Source organism: Mycolicibacterium arcueilense, assembly GCF_058536225.1.
This window is the reverse complement of sequence record NZ_JBZTYL010000006.1, coordinates 194,443-213,536: the sequence shown is the minus strand read 5'-3', so window position 1 is coordinate 213,536 and position 19,094 is coordinate 194,443. Positions and strand designations below refer to the sequence as shown.

Sequence of the window (19,094 nt, the reverse complement as noted above, 5' to 3'; positions counted from 1 at the left end):
TTTCGGCCCCCCGCGCCGGCTATCTGTCAGAGCCCCGCCAACCTGTCGCGCAGACTCTTGGGGCGTATGTCAGGCCAGTGCTGTTCGATGTAGTCCAAACAGGAGGCTCGATCCGCCTCGCCGTAAACGACCTTCCAGCCGGCAGGGACGTCAGCGAATGTCGGCCACAGACTGTGTTGTTCCTCGTCGTTGACCAAGACGCGAAAGCTGCCATTGTCGTCATCGAACGGATTGATGCTCACTTGGTCCTCCCCATCGTCGAGCAGACCAGTGAGAATCGATCGACAACCCGGCGCAGGCACCCAGCCTCGCCGATTGCTTCACGATGCCTGTTTCCTGTGGCCCACTCCAGCTATGACGTTCTCGTTGCAGGGCGCCAGCATATCCACTTATCTTGACGAGAGTACAGAAATTAGAAATCAGAGAATTTCGCGTTGCTGCTTCGCTGCTATTCAACTACTAACTTGTCCCGAGTTCCAAGACTCGGCAAATAATTTTCAGGATCTGTCCAGACTCGACACCCGCCGACCTCATGCGCACTGGCCTGCGGTTTGAGCCTCGTCGGCTCATGAGCCACCGAGTTCGGCTACCCAAGGACCGTGATTACGGCGAAAATCCTGCTCCTGGCCGTCCGCCGAAGGCCGGGACAACCCGCTCCGCTGTGCCCGCCGGAGCGCGCAAACAGCGACGGGCGCTGCGCTCCGCGGGAACCAGCCGGCCCGAGAGGTGCGGCCATCCAGCTCCAGGGGGTCTCGAACCGCAGACAGCGACACCACGAGGAGATGGGCATTACGTCGTTACCGCGGCTAAATGTCCAGCGACCGCACAGTTTCAAGCGGTATCGAAGTGCCGTCGGGTCAAGTCCGCCACACGCCTTCCGGGCAGGGACAACACGCTCGTCCCCAGCCGCCCGACGCAGGATCGGAAAAGCCCTCCTCGGCTAACGCTCGGGGGCCATCAGGCGGGCATCACAACACGCCCGGCGGCGGCGACTCGCCCGGACATCTCACCTGGTAATACGGCTACGACACGTCTGTAGTTCAATTCAGCGAAGCGAACAATCAGGGCGTAACACCCCGAAGACGCAGCGCAACACGGTGGAGGGCACAACCATCGCGACGTCTCTGCCCGGCAGCAAATTCTGTCGTGAACGTAAGGGTCATTCACTGAGGGGCAATTGCGGCCAACGGCGAAACAGATTGAGTTAGCCAGGTCCGCCTCAGATGATCTTGAATAGGCAAAATCAAGATCGTTTGTATTAAATTTGCGATCGCAAACAGACAGCCACTTGACACAGGCACGGCGAAGCTCTTAATACGCCCATTTTTGGCTAGTTTGGCAAACAAGTCGCCGCCGAATAGTGTTTGCAATTGGTCAGACGTTCCTATGACTCTCCGAAGAACGCCGAAAACGCCTCAGCTGACGCTTGCCAGAACGAACGGCAGCACCCCGGGCGCTCCGGCGTCGCGCAGAAGTCGCGCGGCCATGGTCAGCGTCCAGCCGGTGTCAGTCATATCGTCGATCAGAAGCACCGGACCATCCCAGTGTCCGCCTGCTTCCGCGTCGGCGGAACCCCGTTGTGGCGGTTCCCAGGCACCCTCCAGGGCAGCCACCCGATAAGCCGAGTTCGCCGCCGTGACAGGGCGGTGCTGCGGCGTATAGGACAGGACGCCCAGGTTTGTCAGCCGCCCGATCTGCGCCAGCCGCGCCACCGTGGAAGAGATCAATAGCGGGTGCGTGTGCGAGTCCAGCCCGATGACCGCAGCCGGACGTTGATCCCATTCCCATGCCTTGAGAACCTCGATGGCCGCGCCGATCACGTCGTCGGGCACCTCGCCGTCGGGTTCGGCGAGCAGGCGACGCAGCCGGGCCCCCCAACCGAGATCGGTGAGTCGGCCGATCGCCCGGCCCGGCGCCGCGCCCTCGGTGATTCGGCCGGACAGCGGCACACCCAGCGCGGCCAGCCCGGACGGCCACTGCTTGCGCGGGGCAACCAGGACGCCGGGCCGGGACAACCGCTGGGAGGTATCGGCGAGGATGTCCGGCGCCACCGCGGCCTCGTAACGCCGGCCGGTGCAGTTGTCACACCGCCCACACCGAGCGTCGGGAACCAGCTCGGGATCGTCGAGCTGACCGCGCAGGAACACCATCCGGCAGCTGTCCGTGGCCTGATAGTCGAGCATCGCCTGTTGCTCCCGGCGGCGCGCCTCGTCGAGTGCCCGATAGCGGGGCTCGTCATAACTCCACGGCTCTCCCGTACCGATCCAGCCGCCCTTCACCCGGCGGACCGCACCGTCCACGTCGAGCACTTTGAGCACCATCTCGAGTCGCGACCGGTTGAGATCGACCAGGGGTTCCAACGCCTGGGTGGACTGCGCACGGTCGGTCTCCAGGGCACCGATGACATGGCGAACCATCGATTCCGACGGGAATGCCACCGATGCGAAGTACCTCCAGACGTCCTGATCCTCGGTGCCGGGAAGCAGGATCACCTCGGCGCTGTCTGTGGCGCGGCCGGCGCGGCCCACCTGCTGGTAATAGGCGATCGGAGACGACGGCGCCCCCAGGTGCACGACGAAGCCCAGGTCGGGCTTGTCGAAGCCCATCCCCAACGCTGACGTCGCCACCAGCGCCTTGACCCGATTGCCGAGCAGATCGGCTTCCAGTTGCTCGCGTTCGGCGGTGTCGGTGGACCCGGTATAGGCGGCCACCTTGTGGCCGCGCTCGGCCAACAGCGCCGCCACGTCATGCGCCTGGGCCACCGTCAGGGTGTAGATGATGCCGGAGCCGGGCAGAGAGTCCAGTTGCGCCGCAATCCAGGCGGCACGCTGTGCGGGGGTGCCCGCCTGCACAACCGACAGGCGCAACGACTCGCGGTCCAGCCCGCCACGCAGCACCAAGGTATCCGATCCGCCCACCCCCAACTGGGCCGCGACGTCACTGACCACCCGGTCGTTGGCGGTCGCAGTAGTGGCGAGAACCGGTACCTGAGAACCCAATTCGGCGATCAGGGTACGGATCCGGCGGTAGTCCGGCCGGAAGTCGTGCCCCCAGTCCGAGACGCAGTGGGCCTCGTCGACCACCACCAGACCCGCATCGGCGGCCAGTGCCGGTAAGACGTTGTCACGGAAATCTGGGTTGTTGAGCCGCTCGGGGCTGACGAGCAGCACGTCGAGTTCCCCGTCGGCGACCTGCTGATGGATCGCGTCCCACTCGGTGACATTGCCGGAGTTGATCGTGGCGGCCCGCACGCCGGCCCGCTCGGCAGCGGCCACCTGGTTGCGCATCAACGCCAGCAGTGGGGAGACGATGACCGTCGGCCCGCGACCGGAGGCGCGCAGCAGCTTGGCCGCGATGAAGTAGACCGCGGATTTGCCCCACCCCGTGCGTTGCACGACCAGTGCCCGGCGCCGCTCGACCACCAGGGCCTCGATGGCGGCCCACTGGTCATCGCGCAGCACCGCGGCGGGTCCGGCCAGTTGTTCGAGGATCGACTGGGCCTGCTCGCGGGTTGCCATGCTCCAATGATGCCGGGTGCGCCCGACACCGCTGACTGCGCCAACCCATCGCCGATGAAAGCGCAAGTCGCACTAAGCGTTTCGCTTAACGTGAATATCTGTCAGATTTCTCCGATCGGTACCATCGTCGACGCTCGGTCCGGTAGACGTAAACCCATGCACACCGGGGGGTATGCAGGGCGCGTCGGTGGTTTGGCCGTTGCCCTGGGAGTCGGATCCGCAATCGCAATGGGGATGGGATGTGGGGTCGCCGCTGCCGACCCCGCTGACTCGTCCACTTCATCGTCCAAAGAGTCTCCGGGCAAAAAGACCGATCCGGTGAAACCGAGGAAGAGGAAAAAGCCTGTCGTCAAGCCGCGCACAACCGCCGTCGACAGCCGTCGACAGGACGCCATAGGCGAAGTGGGCGCCAGACTTCGCACCGCCGTGCGCGACGCCTTGGACTCTGTCGATCCCACCCGGCCCGACTCCGACGACGACGTAACAGCAGCGAGAGCAACAGCAGCGGTGAAGGTCCCGACCACCAAGGCCCGCACGAAACGCCAGACCAGAACTGTCGGGCGCCTCCCGTCGCAGAACCAGGCCGCGAGCGGTGCGCCTGAGATCGCGCCCGAACCCGTGAAGACCACCCCAGAGACGTCAGAACCCAGAACACCCGTAGCTGTCGCTGTCGACTCGATCGCCGCGATCCCGAAGTCGGCGCTCACGCCTGCCCCGAAGCCCGAGATTCCCGCGCTGCCGAAGACCGAGAAGGTCGAGGCGTCCGTAACCGGAGCCGTCGCCACGGTGGTCAACACCGTTCTGAACCCGTTCTCGGTGAACTCCACGCCCGACTCCCCGGCCGATCCACCCGCTGCGTGGGCCATGCTGGCATTCGCGCGCCGCGAATGCCAGCATGCGCTCCGGCAACCGCAAGATCTCCTGACCCGCGCCAGTACCCTCACGAGCGCTGTCACCGCGGAGGGACCGGTGGCCCTGGCCCCGGGAATCGTCGTGCCACCGGAACTCGCCGGCCACGTGATCACCACTCCCGGCCCGTCGTTGACGGACCAGATCACGGTGTTCGGGATGGAAGCCCTCAAGCAGGTCTCCCAGGTCATCGGCGTCAACATCACGATGAAAATGGGCGAGCTGATCACCACGCCCACGCCCTGGTTCACCACTATCGGGCTGGACGTCACCAAAGAGACGTATGAGGGTGGCGACGTCTGGGTGATAACTCCGCCCAATCCGACCGGTGAACGGGTCATCGCGGTGCACGGCAGCGGATTCGTCTATGACCCCAACATCATTCACTGGATGGACTACACGCAGATGGCACGCCAGACCGGCGCCACGATCGTCGTCCCCCGCTACCCGCTGATCCCCGACGGCGGCACCGCGGAGAATTCCGTCCCGCCGATGGCCGATTTCATCGCGGCACAAGTGGAGGAGTACGGCGCCGAGAACGTCAGCGTGTACGCGGATTCGGCAGGCGGCACCCTGTCCACGCTCGCCGTGCAAAAGATCGTCCGCGACTGCAATGGTGATTCCGAGTGCCTGCAGACCCGGGTCCCGTCGCGCATGGTGCTCCTCTCACCCGGGCTTCAAGGATCAGACATCTACACCGACCCGAACGTGGCGTTGGTCAACGACCCGGTCGTGTGGCTCACCGAGGCGGACAAGGAGTACTACGGCTCCTGGGCCAGCGGGCCCGAGGAGTTGTGGAACCCGATGATCGGGCCGACCGCGGGAATGCCGCCGACCACGATCTACGTGGGTTCACGTGAACAGGCCGCGCCGGGCGCACTGCTCTACGCCGAGAGAATGGTCGACGCCGGTCCGAATGCCGACGTCACCGTGGTGATCGGGATGGGCCAGATCCACGACTGGGCGCAAGGCGGCCCGATCCCGATCAACTCACAGTCGGCGAACTACCGCGACGACGTCTACCGACAGCTCGGCATCGTCGCTGACGACGACACCGAACCGGCGGTCGAACTTTAGGCCTTGGCCTTCTCGGCTTCCTGCTCGCGCTTGATCTCGAGTGCGATGTCGATCAGCTGGTCTTCCTGACCACCGATCAGCTTGCGCTGGCCGACGCGCAGCAGCAGCTCGTGGGCGGGCACCCCGTAGCGTTCGCCCTGGCGCACCGCGTGCTTGAGGAAGCTGGAATACACCCCCGCGTAACCCATCACCAGCGCGTTGCGGTCCAGCAGGCACTCGGCCGGCATCGCCGGGGCGACAACCTCTTCGGCGGCATCGGCGATGTCGAAGAAGTCGATGCCGGTCTTGACGCCGATCTTGTCGAACACCCCGACCAACGCCTCGACCGGGGCGTTGCCCGCACCCGCGCCGAACCGACGGCACGAGCCGTCGATCTGCTTGGCACCCGCGCGCACGGCCTCGACCGAGTTGGCCACGCCCAGACCGAGGTTCTCGTGGCCGTGAAAACCGACCTGCGCATCGTTACCGAGTTCGGCCACCAGAGCCGACACCCGGTCGGCGACACCTTCGAGCACCAGCGCACCCGCGGAGTCGACGACGTAGACGCACTGGCAGCCGGCGTCGGCCATGATGCGGGCCTGCTTGGCCAGCTTCTCCGGCGCAATGGTGTGGCTCATCATCAGGAACCCGACGGTCTCCAGGCCCAGCTCACGAGCGAGCCCGAAGTGCTGGATCGAGACGTCGGCCTCGGTGCAGTGGGTCGCGATCCGGCAGATCGAGCCGCCGTTGCCCTGGGCTTCCTTGATGTCTTCCTTGGTGCCCACACCGGGCAGCATCAGGAAGGCGATCTTGGCTTCCTTGGCCGTCTCGGCGGCCAGCTTGATCAGCTCCTGCTCCGGGGTCTTCGAGAACCCGTAGTTGAAGCTCGATCCGCCCAGACCGTCGCCATGGGTCACCTCGATGACCGGAACGCCCGCGGCGTCCAGCGCCGCGACGATGGCGCCGACCTCGTCCTTGGTGAACTGGTGCCGCTTGTGATGGGACCCGTCACGCAGTGACGTGTCGGTCATCCGGACGTCCCAGGCGGAATTGAAGAAAATGTCGCTCATGCTTGGCCTCCTCCGGCCGGGGCGGCCAGGCGCTCTTTGGCGATTTCCTCGCCGACCTTGGTCGCCGCCGCGGTCATGATGTCCAGATTTCCAGCGTAGGGCGGCAGGTAGTCACCGGCACCCTCCACTTCCACGAACACCGTGACCAGGTGGTTTCCACCGTTGACCACCGACGGTTCGTCGAACTGCGGCTCGTTGAGCAGCCGATAGCCCGGCACATAGGTCTGCACCTCGGCCACCACATCCTTGATCGACTGCGTGATCGCGGCGTGGTCGGCATCCTCGGGGATCGCACAGAAGATCGTGTCGCGCATGATCATCGGCGGCTCGGCCGGGTTCAGGATGATGATCGCCTTGCCGTTCTTCGCCCCACCGATATCGCGCACACCGGCGCTGGTGGTCTTGGTGAACTCGTCGATGTTGGCCCGGGTGCCCGGACCGGCCGAGGCCGACGAAACCGACGCCACGATCTCGGCATACGGCACATCCACCACACGGGACACCGCGTAGACCATCGGGATCGTCGCCTGGCCACCGCAGGTGACCATGTTGACGTTCGGCGCGTCCAGGTGCGCGCGCAGGTTCGCCGGCGGAATCACACCCGGACCGACGGCGGCCGGGGTCAGGTCGATCGCACGGATGCCGGCCTCGGAGTAACGCGGCGCGGCGTCGCGGTGCACGTAGGCACTGGTGGCCTCGAACACCAGGTCCGGCTTCTCGGCTTGGGCCAACAGCCAGTCCACACCCTCATGGCTGGTTTCCAGGCCCAGCTTGCGCGCCCGGGCCAGACCCTCCGATTCCGGATCGATGCCGATCATCCAACGCGGCTCCAGCCACTCCGAACGCAGCAATTTGTACAGCAGGTCGGTACTGATATTGCCCGACCCGACGATGGCAACAGATGCCTTCTCAGCCATATCGGCTCCCTTATTCGAAACTCAGGTGTACTGAACCTAACCCGGTGAAGTCAGCGACGAAATCGCTGCCCGGAGGTGCATCTATCGCACGCGTGCACGAGCCCGGCAACACGATGTCGCCGGCCTTCAGACGCACCCCGAAGCTCTCCACCTTGCGGGCCAGCCAGGCCACCGCAGTGACCGGATTACCCAGCACCGCATCGCTGCGTCCCTCCGCCACGACCTTGCCGTGGTTGGTCAGGACCGCGTCGATACTGCGGATGTCGATGTCCTTCGGCGACACGCGCGCCTCACCGAGCACCCATCCGGCGCTGCTGGCGTTGTCCGCGATCGTGTCGCACAACTTGATCTGCCAGTTGGTGATGCGGGTGTCGATCAACTCGATCGCCGGCGCGAACGCGGCCGTCGCGGCCAGCACGTCCTCCTCGGTGCAACCCGCCCCGGGCAGGTCTTCGGCCAGGATGAACCCGACCTCGACCTCGACTCGCGGGTACAGGAATTTCGATGAGGGCACCGGGACGTTCTCGAACACCTCCATCTCGTCGAGGAGGTGGCCGTAATCCGGCTCGTCGACACCCATCATGTCCTGCATCGCCTTGCTGGACAGCCCGACCTTGTGGCCGATGACACGCGCACCCTCGGCGACCCGCTGCCGGATGTTGATCAGCTGGATCTCGTAGGCATCCACCACGTCGATATCGCCGTACCGATCCGTCAGCGGCTTCATCGGAACCCGGCTCCGCTCGGCCTGGGCGAGATCGGCCGCGAGCTCGTCGCGCACCTCGACACTAAGCATTTTGGTGAATTCCCCTCGCTTCTTTGACCGGGGCGGTTGTTGGATTGCCGGTCAATTCTATAACGTGTTCTACATGACTGGACAGGAGTACGACGTTGTCGTGGTCGGCAGCGGCGCTGCCGGCATGGTCGCCGCCCTCACCGCTGCCCATCAGGGCCTCTCGACAGTAGTCGTAGAGAAGGCGCCGCACTATGGAGGTTCCACTGCGCGGTCAGGTGGTGGGGTCTGGATCCCGAACAACGAGATTCTCAAACGCGACGGCGTGAAAGACACCCCCGAGGCCGCCCGCACCTACCTGCACAAAATCATCGGTGACGTGGTGCCGGCGGAGAAGATCGACACCTACCTCGACCGCTCGCCGGAGATGCTGTCGTTCGTCCTCAAGCACTCACCGCTGAAGCTGTGCTGGGTGCCCGGATACTCCGACTACTACCCCGAGACGCCCGGCGGCAAGCCCACCGGCCGCTCGGTGGAACCCAAGCCGTTCAACGCCAAGAAGCTGGGGGTTGACGAGAAGGGCCTCGAGCCACCGTACGGCAAGGTGCCGATGAACATGGTGGTGATGCAGCAGGACTACGTCCGGCTCAACCAGCTCAAGCGTCATCCCCGCGGCGTGCTGCGCAGCCTCAAGGTGGGCGTCCGCTCCGTGTGGGCCAACGCCACCGGCAAGAACCTGGTCGGCATGGGCCGTGCGCTCATCGCACCGCTGCGCATCGGCCTGCAGCAGGCCGGCGTGCCGGTCCAGCTGAACACCGCGCTGACCGATCTCCACATCGAGGACGGCGTGGTCCGCGGCGTGTACGTTGCCGATCCCCGCGACAATTCCGCTGAGCCGCAGCTGATCCGCGCGCGCCGCGCAGTGATCCTGGGCTCCGGCGGGTTCGAGCACAACGAGCAGATGCGGGTGAAATACCAGCGCGCCCCCATCACCACCGAGTGGACCGTGGGCGCGGTGGCCAACACCGGCGACGGCATCCTGGCCGCCGAAAAGCAGGGCGCTGCACTCGAATTCATGGAGGACTCGTGGTGGGGCCCGACGGTCCCGCTGGTCGACTCACCGTGGTTCGCCCTGTCCGAGCGCAACTCGCCCGGGTCGATCATCGTCAACATGGCCGGCAAGCGGTTCATGAACGAGTCGATGCCGTATGTCGAGGCCTGCCACCACATGTACGGCGGCGAGTACGGGCAGGGCGCGGGCCCCGGTGAGAACATCCCGGCCTGGCTGATCTTCGACCAGCAGTACCGCGACCGCTTCATCTTCGCGGGTCTGCAACCCGGACAACGCATTCCGAAGAAGTGGCTGGAGTCCGGCGTCATCGTCAAGGCCGACACCCTCGAGGAGCTGGCCGCCAAGACCGGTCTGCCCGCCGACGCGTTCGGCGCGACCATCGACCGGTTCAACGGCTTCGCCCGCTCCGGGGTGGACGAGGACTTCCACCGCGGCGAGAGCGCCTACGACCGCTACTACGGCGATCCGACCAACAAGCCGAACCCCAACCTCGGCGAGATCAAGCACGGCCCGTACTACGCGGCCAAAATGGTGCCGGGCGACCTGGGCACCAAGGGCGGTGTTCGCACCGACCTCGTCGGCCGGGTGCTCCGCGACGACGACTCCGTGATCGAGGGCCTCTACGCCGCAGGTAACGTCAGCTCACCGGTGATGGGTCACACCTACCCCGGCCCCGGCGGCACCATTGGTCCCGCCATGACGTTCGGATACCTCGCGGCACTCGACATTGCAGGGAAGAAGTAGATGCCAATCGATCTCGACAAGGCGCTGGGCGCCGAGCTGGAACCCATCGAGTTCTCCTGGACCAGCAGCGACATCCAGCTGTACCACCTGGGCCTCGGCGCCGGTGCCGACCCGATGAGCGCGCGCGAGCTGCGCTACCTCGTCGACGACACCCCGCAGGTGCTGCCGACGTTCGGCAACGTCGCGGTCAGCTTCCACATGACCGAGCCGCCCAAGGTGCAGTTCCCCGGCATCGACATCGAGCTGTCCAAGGTGCTGCACGCCAGCGAGGCCGTCAGCGTGCCCGGCCCGATCCCGACCAGCGGTACCGCGAAGTCGGTGCAGCGCTTCACCGAGATCTGGGACAAGGGCAAGGCCGCCGTCATCGTCAGCGAATCCACGGTGACCGACGAGTCAGGCAAGGTGCTGTGGACCACCAAGCGGTCCATCTTCGCCCGCGGTGAGGGCGGTTTCGGTGGCGAGCGAGGCCCGGCCACCTCGGCCGAGCTGCCCGATCGCGCACCGGATGTCGAGATCTCGTTGCCGACGCTGCCACAGCAGGCGCTGCTGTACCGGCTGTGCGGTGACCGCAATCCGCTGCACTCGGACCCGGCCTTCGCCGCGGCGGCGGGCTTCGAGCGGCCGATCCTGCACGGACTGTGCACCTACGGCATCGGCTGCAAGGCCATCGTCGACAACCTGCTCGACGGCGACGTCTCTCAGGTGGCTTCCTACGGCGCCCGGTTCGCCGGCGTGGTGATCCCCGGCGAGACGCTGCAGGCCAACGTCTGGAAGGAAGACGGCAAGTTCATCGGCGTGCTCACCGCACCGTCGAGGGACAACGCCGTCGTGCTGTCCGGTGTGGAGCTCGTTCCGGCCTAGCTTTCTGCTCCACCCGCTTTTCTTTCCCTCGCTTTTCCCCGCTTTGTCATGCTGGAGTGGCTGTCGAACTCGACGGCCACTCCAGCGTTGCATTGGGCGACTAATGCCGTCTGCAACCCATCCCTTTGTCACGCTGGAGTGGCTGTGGGCGCTGACAGCCACTCTGGCGTGACAAAGCGAACGTCGCAGTGGCCGGCTTCGATATGCCTTGCCCACTACCACAGTTGCGCGGCGCCGTCATCTGTCACCCCAGAGCGGCTGTGGACAACGAGTGTCACTCCAGCGCTTGTGGATAACTGACGTGACGGATATGCCATTGCGCTGCACACTTTCTCGCCATGGGGGAACCATTCGTCGGCAGTAAGGCCGTCGCCAACGGTGAACTGCGCAAGAGCGCACTACGCACCCAGTACACCAGGGTGTTCCGGGATGTCTACGTGAGCCCAGGAACCGAACTGACACCGCTCATTCGGGCGCAGGCAGCCTGGCTCTGGTCCCGGCAGCGCGGCATCGTGGCCGGAATCTCGGCAGCAGCCGTGCACGGCGCAAAATGGGTCGATCCGAAGGCTCCGCTTGAACTGATTCACTCCAACCGCAATCCGCTTGCGGGACTGAGGATTCGAACCGAGGCGATTGAAGAGGACGAGCTAGTCCGGTTCGAGGGCGTCCCAATCACCTCATTGGCGCGCACCGCACTCGACATCGGCTGCTGGTATCCGCGGGACGACGCGGTAGCGACGCTCGATGCACTTGCCCACGCGACCGACCTCAAAGCCGCCGACGTCGACCTGTTGACACAGCGATACGCGCGGCGTCGGGGCATTCAGCGCGCCCGGACCGCGTTGGACCTCATGGACGGCGGCGCCCAGTCGCGCAAGGAAACTTGGCTGCGGCTGATCCTCATCGATGGAGGCTTGCCTCGACCGCAAACTCAGATTCCGGTTTTCGACGCCCCCGGCGACCCATTCGCGTATCTCGACATGGGTTGGGAGGACATCAAAGTCGCGGCCGAGTACGACGGTGAGGAACACCGATCCAGTAGCTGGCGGTACGGCTGGGACCTCAGAAGGGCTGAGCGGATACAACGCCAGGGGTGGATCAACGTCCGCATCTCCGCGGGCGAACGTGAAGAAAATGTCCTGCGTCGGGTCATCGCCGCTCGGGCACAACGAATGTCACGCTAGCGCAGACGTCGACGCCGGGAGCCACTCTGGCGTGACAAAGCGGGCGTCTGGACAAAACCGATCTAGTCCATTGTCACGCTGGAGCGACTGTCGATGTCGAGAGCCACTCCAGCGTGACAACGAGAGAGCGCGACAACGAGAGAGCGGGGCAATTGGCCCGCGACAGAGCGGGACAAGTGAGCGCGACAACGAACAGGCGCCGAGGCACCCAGCGCGCTCAAACGCGGAACGCCCGTCGGGATCACCGACGGGCGTTCGCACGCAACACAATTACATCCGCTTCCAGAGATCGTCCCCGCCGGAATGACGGGGGGCCTCGGGTGCCACCGGAACCGGGCCGGGAGCCGGCTGGCTCGGGGCGGCGGCAGGCGGAGCAGACGCGGCAGGCGGTGCCGAATGCGTGACCGGAGGCGCCGAGTGCGGAGCCGCCGACGCCGCCCCACCGGACGGGGCGCTCATCTGTGTCTCCCGCGCGTCCAGGCCGGCTTCGCGTCGGTCCTGCGCGACATCGCGGTCGTTCTGCGCCGTCTCCCGGTCGTCCTGCTGCTTGTCCCGCTCGTCGAGCTTGGCCTCGCGTTCATCCTGCTGCTGTTGCGGATTCGGGCCACCGGGGCCACCCGGGCCGCCGGGCTGGCCGGCACCTGGTGCGCCGCCGTTCTCCCCGCCGCCCTTGGCGCCCTCCATGGCCTTCATCATCGGCTCCATCAGCTGGCCGAACTGTCCGCCCATCTGGCCCATGGCCTGAGACGGCGCACTGGCCATCTGGCCCATCTGGCCCAGCTGCCCCATCATCTGGCTGAGCTGGCCGACGCCCTGACCACCGGACTCGTCGGCCTTCTCGTAGGCGCCCTGAGCATCCGACAGTTTGGCGTTGAACATGTTCTCTTTGGCCGACAATGCCGTCACATTGGTGGTCAGCGAGGCCGCCAGGGCCGGCAGGATGCCGGAGAGCATCGTGCTCATCGCGTCCTCGCCGGCCTGAATCGGCGGCATTTCGGGCGTTTCCAACGACGCGGGGTTCCAGCCGATCCCCCCGTCGGCCATCTTCATCGGCATTCCCGGGCTACTCACCGGTTGCCCCCTTCCCTCGAGACCGATCACCAATCGTCGTAGTCATCGTCACCATCCCCCGTGTCGTGTTCCAAAGGAGCCGGGACCGCCAGCCCGGTCGCGGTGCCCCCACCGCCACCGCCACGCTGACCGCCGCCCATCATGCCCATGCCACCACCCATGCCGCCGGCCGAGTTGGCCGCCGCCACCGGGGCGACACCGCCGATCACAGCGGCGCTGGCACCAGGGTCGACCGAGACCGGCGAAGTACTGCCACCGCCCACCATCTTGGCCAGCAAGGGCGTCTGGGGACTGCCGCCACCCGGGCCCCCGGGCAGACCCGCGGCCTTGACCATGCCCGCACCACCGCTGGGACCGGATCCGCCGGCCGCCGGATGGTTCGAGAACGACGAAAACGGGCTGACCCCGCCGCCCGTGCCCTTGCCGCCCGAACCCAACTGCGAGACCAGTTGCTGCAGCGGCTGTGCCACCTGCTGCAGCGGTTGAGAGAGCTGCTGCGGAATCTGGCCGGCCATCTGCGGGATCTGGCCCAGCATCTGTGGCAGCTGGCTGATCAGCTGCATCATCGAATCGGCGCCCTTCTGGGCCGCCTGCTGCGCCTGGGCCGTCGGCGGGGTGCCGATCTGCGGAAGGTTGGCGATCGTGCTGAGACTGTCCGCCAGCTCAGCAGAGGCGGCCGAGACCGTCGCGGTGTTCTGCGCCAAACCCGCCTTGACGCGACTCTCGATCACCTGCTGCACGTTGGGGCCGGCAAGCGGCCCCATGGCCAAAATTCCCATGACCTCCTGCTGGACCTCTTCCGCGGCCGCATTCACGATCGTCTTGGTCTCCGCCACGGTCGCTGCCATTTTCATCAACGCCGTGGATATAGCCTGTGCCTGTAGACCGTTGGCCTCGTGACCGCCGATCATCGTGGTCGCCTCACCCGAGGCAGCCACTGATGCGCTGCCTTCCCAATTACCCTGCAGCTTCGACAACTGGCTGGTCTGTTGTGGGACGACGGTGCCGCTGATCTTGGCGGCGATCTTCTGATACGACGCCGCTGCCGCGGTCAGCTGCTCTTCATCGACATTCGGCCAGCCAGGCCCCTGCAACGTCTGCGACCCGTACGGGCTCATGTCGCGCTCCACCGCCATACCGCGGCCCCCTTCTATGCGTGATGCACAACCGGAGCAAACATTACCGTGCCCGAAGGGGGTGCCGATGCACCTTTATCCGAGGATCAGGCCGGAGGTCGGCACGCCGGTGCCCGCGGTGACCAGCACATGCTCGACGCCGTCGACCTGGTTGACCGAGGTACCGCGCAATTGCCGCACACCCTCGGCGATGCCGTTCATGCCGTGGATGTAGGCCTCGCCGAGCTGACCACCGTGGGTGTTGATCGGCAGCCGGCCGCCGAGCTCGATGGCGCCGCCGGCAATGAAGTCCTTGGCCTCGCCCTTACCGCAGAAGCCGAGCTCCTCGAGCTGGATCAACGTGTACGGGGTGAAGTGGTCGTAGAGGATCGCAGTCTGGATGTCGTCCGGAGAAAGCCCGGACTGGCCCCATAATTGACGGCCCACCAGACCCATCTCGGGAAGCCCCAGCTCGTCGCGGTAGTACGAGTACATGGTGAATTGGTCGGTGCCCGCGCCCTGGGCGGCGGCCTCGATGATCGCCGGCCGGTGCTTGAGATCCTTGGCCCGCTCGGGCGTAGTCACGACGATGGCCACGCCGCCGTCGCTCTCTTGGCAGCAGTCCAGGAGCCGCAGCGGTTCGGCGATCCACCGCGAGTTCTGATGATCCTCGATGGTGATCGGCTTGCCGTAGAAGAACGCCTTGGGGTTGGTCGCGGCATGCTTGCGGTCCGCCACCGACACCGCGCCGAAATCCGCACTCGTGGCGCCGTATTCATGCATGTATCGCTGGGCGATCATCGCGACCGACGCGGCCGGGGTGCTCAGGCCGTGCGGGTAGGACCAGCTGTACTCCACGCCACGCGAGTCGGCGTTGACGGTCAGACCGGTCATCACCTGACCGAACCGGAACTCCGAGCGCTCGTTGAAGGCCCGGTAGGCCACAACGACTTCCGCGACACCGGTCGCGACGGCCAGAGCCGCCTGCTGGACGGTCGCGGCCGCGGCGCCGCCGCCATAGCCGATCTGGCTGAAGAACTTCAGGTCTCCGATCCCGGTGGAGCGGGCCACCGCGGTCTCCAGATTGGAGTCCATCGTGAACGTCACCAGACCGTCGACGTCGGACGGCTTCAGCCCGGCGTCGTCGAGGGCGTCGAGCACTGCCTCGGCGGCCAGTCGCAGCTCACTGCGACCGGAGTTCTTGGAGAAGTCGGTGGCACCGATACCGGCGATGGCGGCTTTACCAGACAGGGTCACTTGGCGCCTCCGAGCGTGAGGGTGGACGTGGCGATGACATGGTTGCCAAGGCTGTTGCTGCCCACCACTTTCAGGCTCACCAGGTCGCCCTCGATCTCGGTGACCTCACCGGTGAAGGTGATCGTGTCGTAGGCATACCACGGCACTCCGAGTCGTAGCTTGATCGATTTGATGACGGCGTTCGGCCCGGCCCAGTCGGTCACGTACCGGCCGACCAGTCCGGTGTCGGTCAGGATGTTCACGAAGATGTCCTTGGAACCCTTGGCTTGCGCCTTGTCCCGGTCGTGGTGCACATCCTGGTAGTCGCGCGTCGCGATGGCGGTCGAGACGATGAACGTCGGGTCGCCGTAGATCTTGAGTTCGGGGAGTGCTGTGCCCACTCGGACGTCGGAAACAGTCAGGCTCATGCTTGGGGCTCCCATGCGTACAACGTCCAGGCCGGGCTGATCTCACTGTCCGGGAAGTCGATATAGGTTGCGGTGACGGGCATTCCGATCTTCACCTGATCGGCGGCGATGCCGCGCAGCTCGCCCAGCATCCGGACGCCCTCTTCGAGTTCGACGAGGGCGATCACGAACGGCAGGCTGCGTCCGGGCACCTTCGGGGCATGGTGCACGACGTAGCTGAACACCGTTCCCTTGCCGGACGCTACGACGTAGTCGGCCGGGGCATCTTTGTCGGCCCACACAGCGGGCACCGGCGGGTGCTGCAGCGTCCCGTCCGGCCGCTTCTGGATCCGCAGTTCGTGCGCGTTGATGCCGTCCCAGAAGAACTTGGTGTCCCGCGAGGAGGATGGACGCATCAGCTTGTCCGGGTCGAGATCTTCTGGGATCTCATAGGTTTCGGCGGCTTCATCGGCGGCCTGCTTGCCGGCCGGCAGAAACTTCATGATGCGCCAGTCCATGTCGGCGACTTCCTCGTCACCGACATGCCAGCGGATCTTCTGATTGATGAAGTAACCCTCACCCAGCGCGGTCTGCTTGGGTCCGACGATGCCGACGATCTCGGCGCTCATCACCACCTGCTCGCCGGGCTCGAGGTAACGGTGATACGTCTGGTCGCAGTTGGTGGCCACGACGCCGACATACCCGGCGTCGTCGAACAACTTCATCGCACGGCCCAGCGGATCATCGTCGGAGCGGGTGCGCCCCAGGCCCATCATGGTCCAGACCTGGATCATCGCCGGCGGTGCGACGATGCCGGGATGCCCGGCAGCTCGGGCTGCCTCTGCGTCGACGTAGATCGGGTTCTTGTCGCCGATCGCGTCAGTCCAGTGGTGAATCATCGGCTGATTCACCAGATCCCGGGCCACCGTCGGTTTGCTTTGCCCAGCCGCGATGATCTCGTCGATGCCGGCCTGCAGATTCGCGCTCATCTCAACCCTTCGCTCTACCGGGTCACCCGTGGCACCCGCAGGCCAGACGCCGCGATCATCTCGCGCATGACCTCATTGACGCCACCGCCGAAGGTGATCACCAGGTTGCGCTTGGTCATCTTGTCCAGCCAGACCAGCAGTTCCGCGGTCTCCGAGTCGGCCGGGTTGCCGTAACCGCCGACGATCTCTTCGGCCAGCCGGCCGACTTCCTGCAGCCGTTCGGTGGAGAACACCTTGGTGGCCGCGGCGTCGGCCACGGCGATGGTCTCGCCCGAGGCCGCCACCTGCCAGTTGAGCAGCTCGTTGATCCGCCAGATCGATTTGATCTGTCCCAGAAGCCGTTTCACGGCGTCCTGTTCGATCGGAGTGACGCCGTCCGAACCCGGCTTCGATGCCCAGGTGTGCACCTGGTCGTAGATTCCGGCGATCCGGCCGGCCGGCCCGAGGCCGACCCGCTCGTGGTTGAGCTGAGTGGTGATGAGCTTCCAGCCGCCGTTCTCTTCGCCGACGAGCATGTCGGCGGGCACCCGCACATCGTTGTAGTACGTGGCGTTGGTGTGATGCGCACCGTCCGACAGGATGATCGGGGTCCAGGAGTAGCCGGGATCCCTGGTGTCGACAATCAGGATCGAGATGCCCTTGTGCTTGGCCGCGGTCGGATCGGTGCGGCAGGCCAGCCAGATGTAGTCGGCGTCATGCGCGCCGGTGGTCCACATCTTCTGGCCGTTCACGATGTATTCGTCACCATGGCGCACCGCGGTGGTGCGCAGCGACGCGAGATCCGTACCGGCATCGGGCTCGGAGTAACCAATGGCGAAATGCACTTCACCGGCGAGGATTCCGGGTAGGAACTTCTTCTTCTGTTCCTCGGTGCCGAGTGCCTGCAGGGTGGGGCCCACCGTCTGCAGCGTGACCATCGGCAGCGGGATGTCGGCCCGGTTCGCCTCGTTGATGAAGATCTGCTGCTCCACCGGGCCGAAGCCCAGGCCGCCGTACTCCTTGGGCCAGCCGACGCCGAGCTTGCCGTCGCTGCCCATGCGCTTGATCACCGCACGGTAGGCCTCGTTGTGCCGGTCGGACTCCATCGCCGTGGCCTCTTCGGGCGTGATGAGAGTCGAGAAGTATTCCCGCAGTTCGGCTTGCAGCGCACGCTGCTCAGGGGTCAGATCGATGAACATTACGCTCCCACCAAATCGAGGCGATGCGCTTGCCCGCCCAACAGTCGGGTCAGATCCTTGATCGAGGAGTAGTAGCGGTCCATCGGGTAGGTGATGTCCATACCCATACCGCCGTGCAGGTGATGGCACAGCCGCATGGCCGGCGCGGCCTGAGAGGTGAACCAGTAGCCCAGGATGGCCAGGTCCTCGTCAGCGTCGAGGCCTTCGGACAACCGCCACAGGACCGAGGTGGACAACAGCGAGATCGTCCGCGAGGCGATGTAGACCTCGGACAGCTGTGCGGCCACGGTCTGGAACGTCGACAGCGGACGGCCGAACTGCTCACGCGTTGCCACGTAGTCGGCGGTCAGGCGCAACGCCCCGGCCACCAGCCCGGCAGCGAACGCCCCGGTGGCGGCGAGCGCCAGCTGGTTGACCCGGTGAGCACTCGCGCCCTCGAGCACGTCGTCGGCGTCGATCGCGACGTCGGCGAAGGTGACCACGTATTCGTCGGAAGCGTTGGCGGTCGGGGTCTTGGTGACCGTCACACCGTCAGCCGTGGGCGAGACCACCACCACCGCGTTGTCTGCGGTGACCAGCAGCCACTTCGCCGTCTCGGCATAGGGCACACCGACTTTGGTGCCGTTGAGCTTGCCGTCCGCGAAGTTCACCGCGGGCCGCTCCGGCAGCGACTGCCCCGGCTCGTTCAGCGCCGCGGAAAGCACAGCGCCCGCGGCAACCTCGGCCAGATACCGATCCTGCTGGGCGTCCGAGGCCAGGTCGAGCAGCGGGACCAGCCCCAGGCCGATGGTGGCCAGCGCCGGGCCGGTGGTGCCGTGGCGACCGATCTCGGTCAAGGCGGTGGACAGCTCGGGCAGACCCAGACCGTCACCGCCGAGTCGTTCCGGCACTCCCAGCGCCGCGACTCCACCGGAAGCCAGTGCATCCCAAGAGTTGTCGCGTTCCAGAACGGACGTCACCACGTCGGCGACGGCCTGCTGTTCCGGGTTCGGTGTGAAATCCACCCGAATCCTCCTTGATCCGAACGATGGTTA

The 19,094-nt window shown here is 65.6% G+C and carries 16 protein-coding genes; 4 read left to right on the top strand and 12 right to left on the bottom strand.

What is annotated here, in order from left to right; genetic code table 11:
- Positions 1-26: 26 nt before the first annotated feature.
- Together AC4LGL_RS04050 and AC4LGL_RS04045 are read right to left on the bottom strand one after the other, a co-directional pair.
- The gene (locus AC4LGL_RS04050) at positions 27-242 is read right to left on the bottom strand and encodes an MbtH family protein (RefSeq protein ID WP_004571464.1); all 216 of its coding nucleotides are present in this window, start codon (positions 240-242) and stop codon (positions 27-29) included.
- 1,173 nt (positions 243-1,415) lie between these two features.
- Complete coding sequence (locus AC4LGL_RS04045) at positions 1,416-3,518, bottom strand: RecQ family ATP-dependent DNA helicase (RefSeq protein WP_491837735.1); 2,103 nt, start codon at positions 3,516-3,518, stop codon at positions 1,416-1,418.
- Between the two features lie 402 nt (positions 3,519-3,920).
- Here AC4LGL_RS04045 and AC4LGL_RS04040 point away from each other — a divergent pair, with 402 nt between their 5' ends.
- Positions 3,921-5,504 carry an alpha/beta hydrolase gene (locus AC4LGL_RS04040; protein ID WP_491837734.1) on the top strand — a complete coding sequence of 528 codons (1,584 nt, stop codon included), beginning with the start codon at positions 3,921-3,923 and terminating at the stop codon, positions 5,502-5,504.
- On the opposite strand, the gene dmpG is transcribed toward AC4LGL_RS04040, so the two are convergent.
- The 3 genes from dmpG to AC4LGL_RS04025 are packed head-to-tail and all read right to left on the bottom strand — an operon-like array spanning position 5,501 to position 8,266.
- Positions 5,501-6,553: a 4-hydroxy-2-oxovalerate aldolase gene (gene dmpG / locus AC4LGL_RS04035; RefSeq protein WP_064958040.1), complete on the bottom strand. Its 1,053-nt coding sequence runs from the start codon at positions 6,551-6,553 to the stop codon at positions 5,501-5,503. The two genes, AC4LGL_RS04040 and dmpG, sit on opposite strands and share 4 nt — an antisense overlap.
- Positions 6,550-7,470, bottom strand: coding sequence for an acetaldehyde dehydrogenase (acetylating) (locus AC4LGL_RS04030; RefSeq protein ID WP_491837733.1), 921 nt, complete (start codon positions 7,468-7,470; stop codon positions 6,550-6,552). Before AC4LGL_RS04030 ends, dmpG begins: the two co-directional genes overlap by 4 nt.
- A 10-nt stretch (positions 7,471-7,480) precedes the next feature.
- A complete protein-coding gene (locus AC4LGL_RS04025) occupies positions 7,481-8,266 on the bottom strand; it encodes a 2-keto-4-pentenoate hydratase (RefSeq protein WP_491837732.1) in 786 nt (261 codons plus the stop codon).
- 73 nt (positions 8,267-8,339) lie between these two features.
- Between AC4LGL_RS04025 and kstD the strand changes: the two genes are divergently transcribed.
- The 3 genes from kstD (at position 8,340) to AC4LGL_RS04010 (ending at position 12,064) form a co-directional block, all read left to right on the top strand.
- Positions 8,340-10,019, top strand: coding sequence for a 3-oxosteroid 1-dehydrogenase (gene kstD / locus AC4LGL_RS04020; protein ID WP_491837731.1), 1,680 nt, complete (start codon positions 8,340-8,342; stop codon positions 10,017-10,019).
- Positions 10,020-10,880, top strand: coding sequence for an enoyl-CoA hydratase ChsH3 (locus AC4LGL_RS04015; protein WP_491837730.1), 861 nt, complete (start codon positions 10,020-10,022; stop codon positions 10,878-10,880).
- Between the two features lie 338 nt (positions 10,881-11,218).
- Positions 11,219-12,064 carry a hypothetical protein gene (locus AC4LGL_RS04010; protein WP_491837729.1) on the top strand — a complete coding sequence of 282 codons (846 nt, stop codon included), beginning with the start codon at positions 11,219-11,221 and terminating at the stop codon, positions 12,062-12,064.
- 270 nt (positions 12,065-12,334) lie between these two features.
- On the opposite strand, the gene AC4LGL_RS04005 is transcribed toward AC4LGL_RS04010, so the two are convergent.
- The 7 genes from AC4LGL_RS04005 to AC4LGL_RS03975 all read right to left on the bottom strand — a co-directional run bounded on the left by AC4LGL_RS04005 (position 12,335) and on the right by AC4LGL_RS03975 (position 19,064).
- Entirely contained in the window at positions 12,335-13,135 is an 801-nt protein-coding gene (locus AC4LGL_RS04005) for a hypothetical protein (RefSeq protein WP_491837728.1), read from the bottom strand.
- A gap of 26 nt (positions 13,136-13,161) precedes the next feature.
- Positions 13,162-14,271 carry a WXG100 family type VII secretion target gene (locus AC4LGL_RS04000; RefSeq protein ID WP_491837727.1) on the bottom strand — a complete coding sequence of 370 codons (1,110 nt, stop codon included), beginning with the start codon at positions 14,269-14,271 and terminating at the stop codon, positions 13,162-13,164.
- Positions 14,272-14,346: 75 nt separating this feature from the next.
- Positions 14,347-15,501, bottom strand: coding sequence for a 17-hydroxy-3-oxo-4-pregnene-20-carboxyl-CoA lyase (gene ltp2 / locus AC4LGL_RS03995; RefSeq protein WP_491837749.1), 1,155 nt, complete (start codon positions 15,499-15,501; stop codon positions 14,347-14,349).
- A 2-nt stretch (positions 15,502-15,503) separates the two neighbouring features.
- Complete coding sequence (locus tag AC4LGL_RS03990) at positions 15,504-15,914, bottom strand: MaoC family dehydratase (protein WP_254358683.1); 411 nt, start codon at positions 15,912-15,914, stop codon at positions 15,504-15,506.
- Positions 15,911-16,882 carry a bifunctional MaoC family dehydratase N-terminal/OB-fold nucleic acid binding domain-containing protein gene (locus AC4LGL_RS03985; RefSeq protein ID WP_491837726.1) on the bottom strand — a complete coding sequence of 324 codons (972 nt, stop codon included), beginning with the start codon at positions 16,880-16,882 and terminating at the stop codon, positions 15,911-15,913. The genes AC4LGL_RS03990 and AC4LGL_RS03985 overlap by 4 nt, the downstream gene beginning before the upstream one ends.
- Before the next feature lie 14 nt (positions 16,883-16,896).
- Positions 16,897-18,060, bottom strand: a complete 1,164-nt coding sequence (gene fadE29, locus AC4LGL_RS03980) for an acyl-CoA dehydrogenase FadE29 (protein WP_491837725.1) — start codon at positions 18,058-18,060, stop codon at positions 16,897-16,899.
- Complete coding sequence (locus AC4LGL_RS03975) at positions 18,060-19,064, bottom strand: acyl-CoA dehydrogenase family protein (protein WP_491837724.1); 1,005 nt, start codon at positions 19,062-19,064, stop codon at positions 18,060-18,062. The genes fadE29 and AC4LGL_RS03975 overlap by 1 nt, the downstream gene beginning before the upstream one ends.
- Between the last annotated feature and the right edge of the window lie 30 nt (positions 19,065-19,094).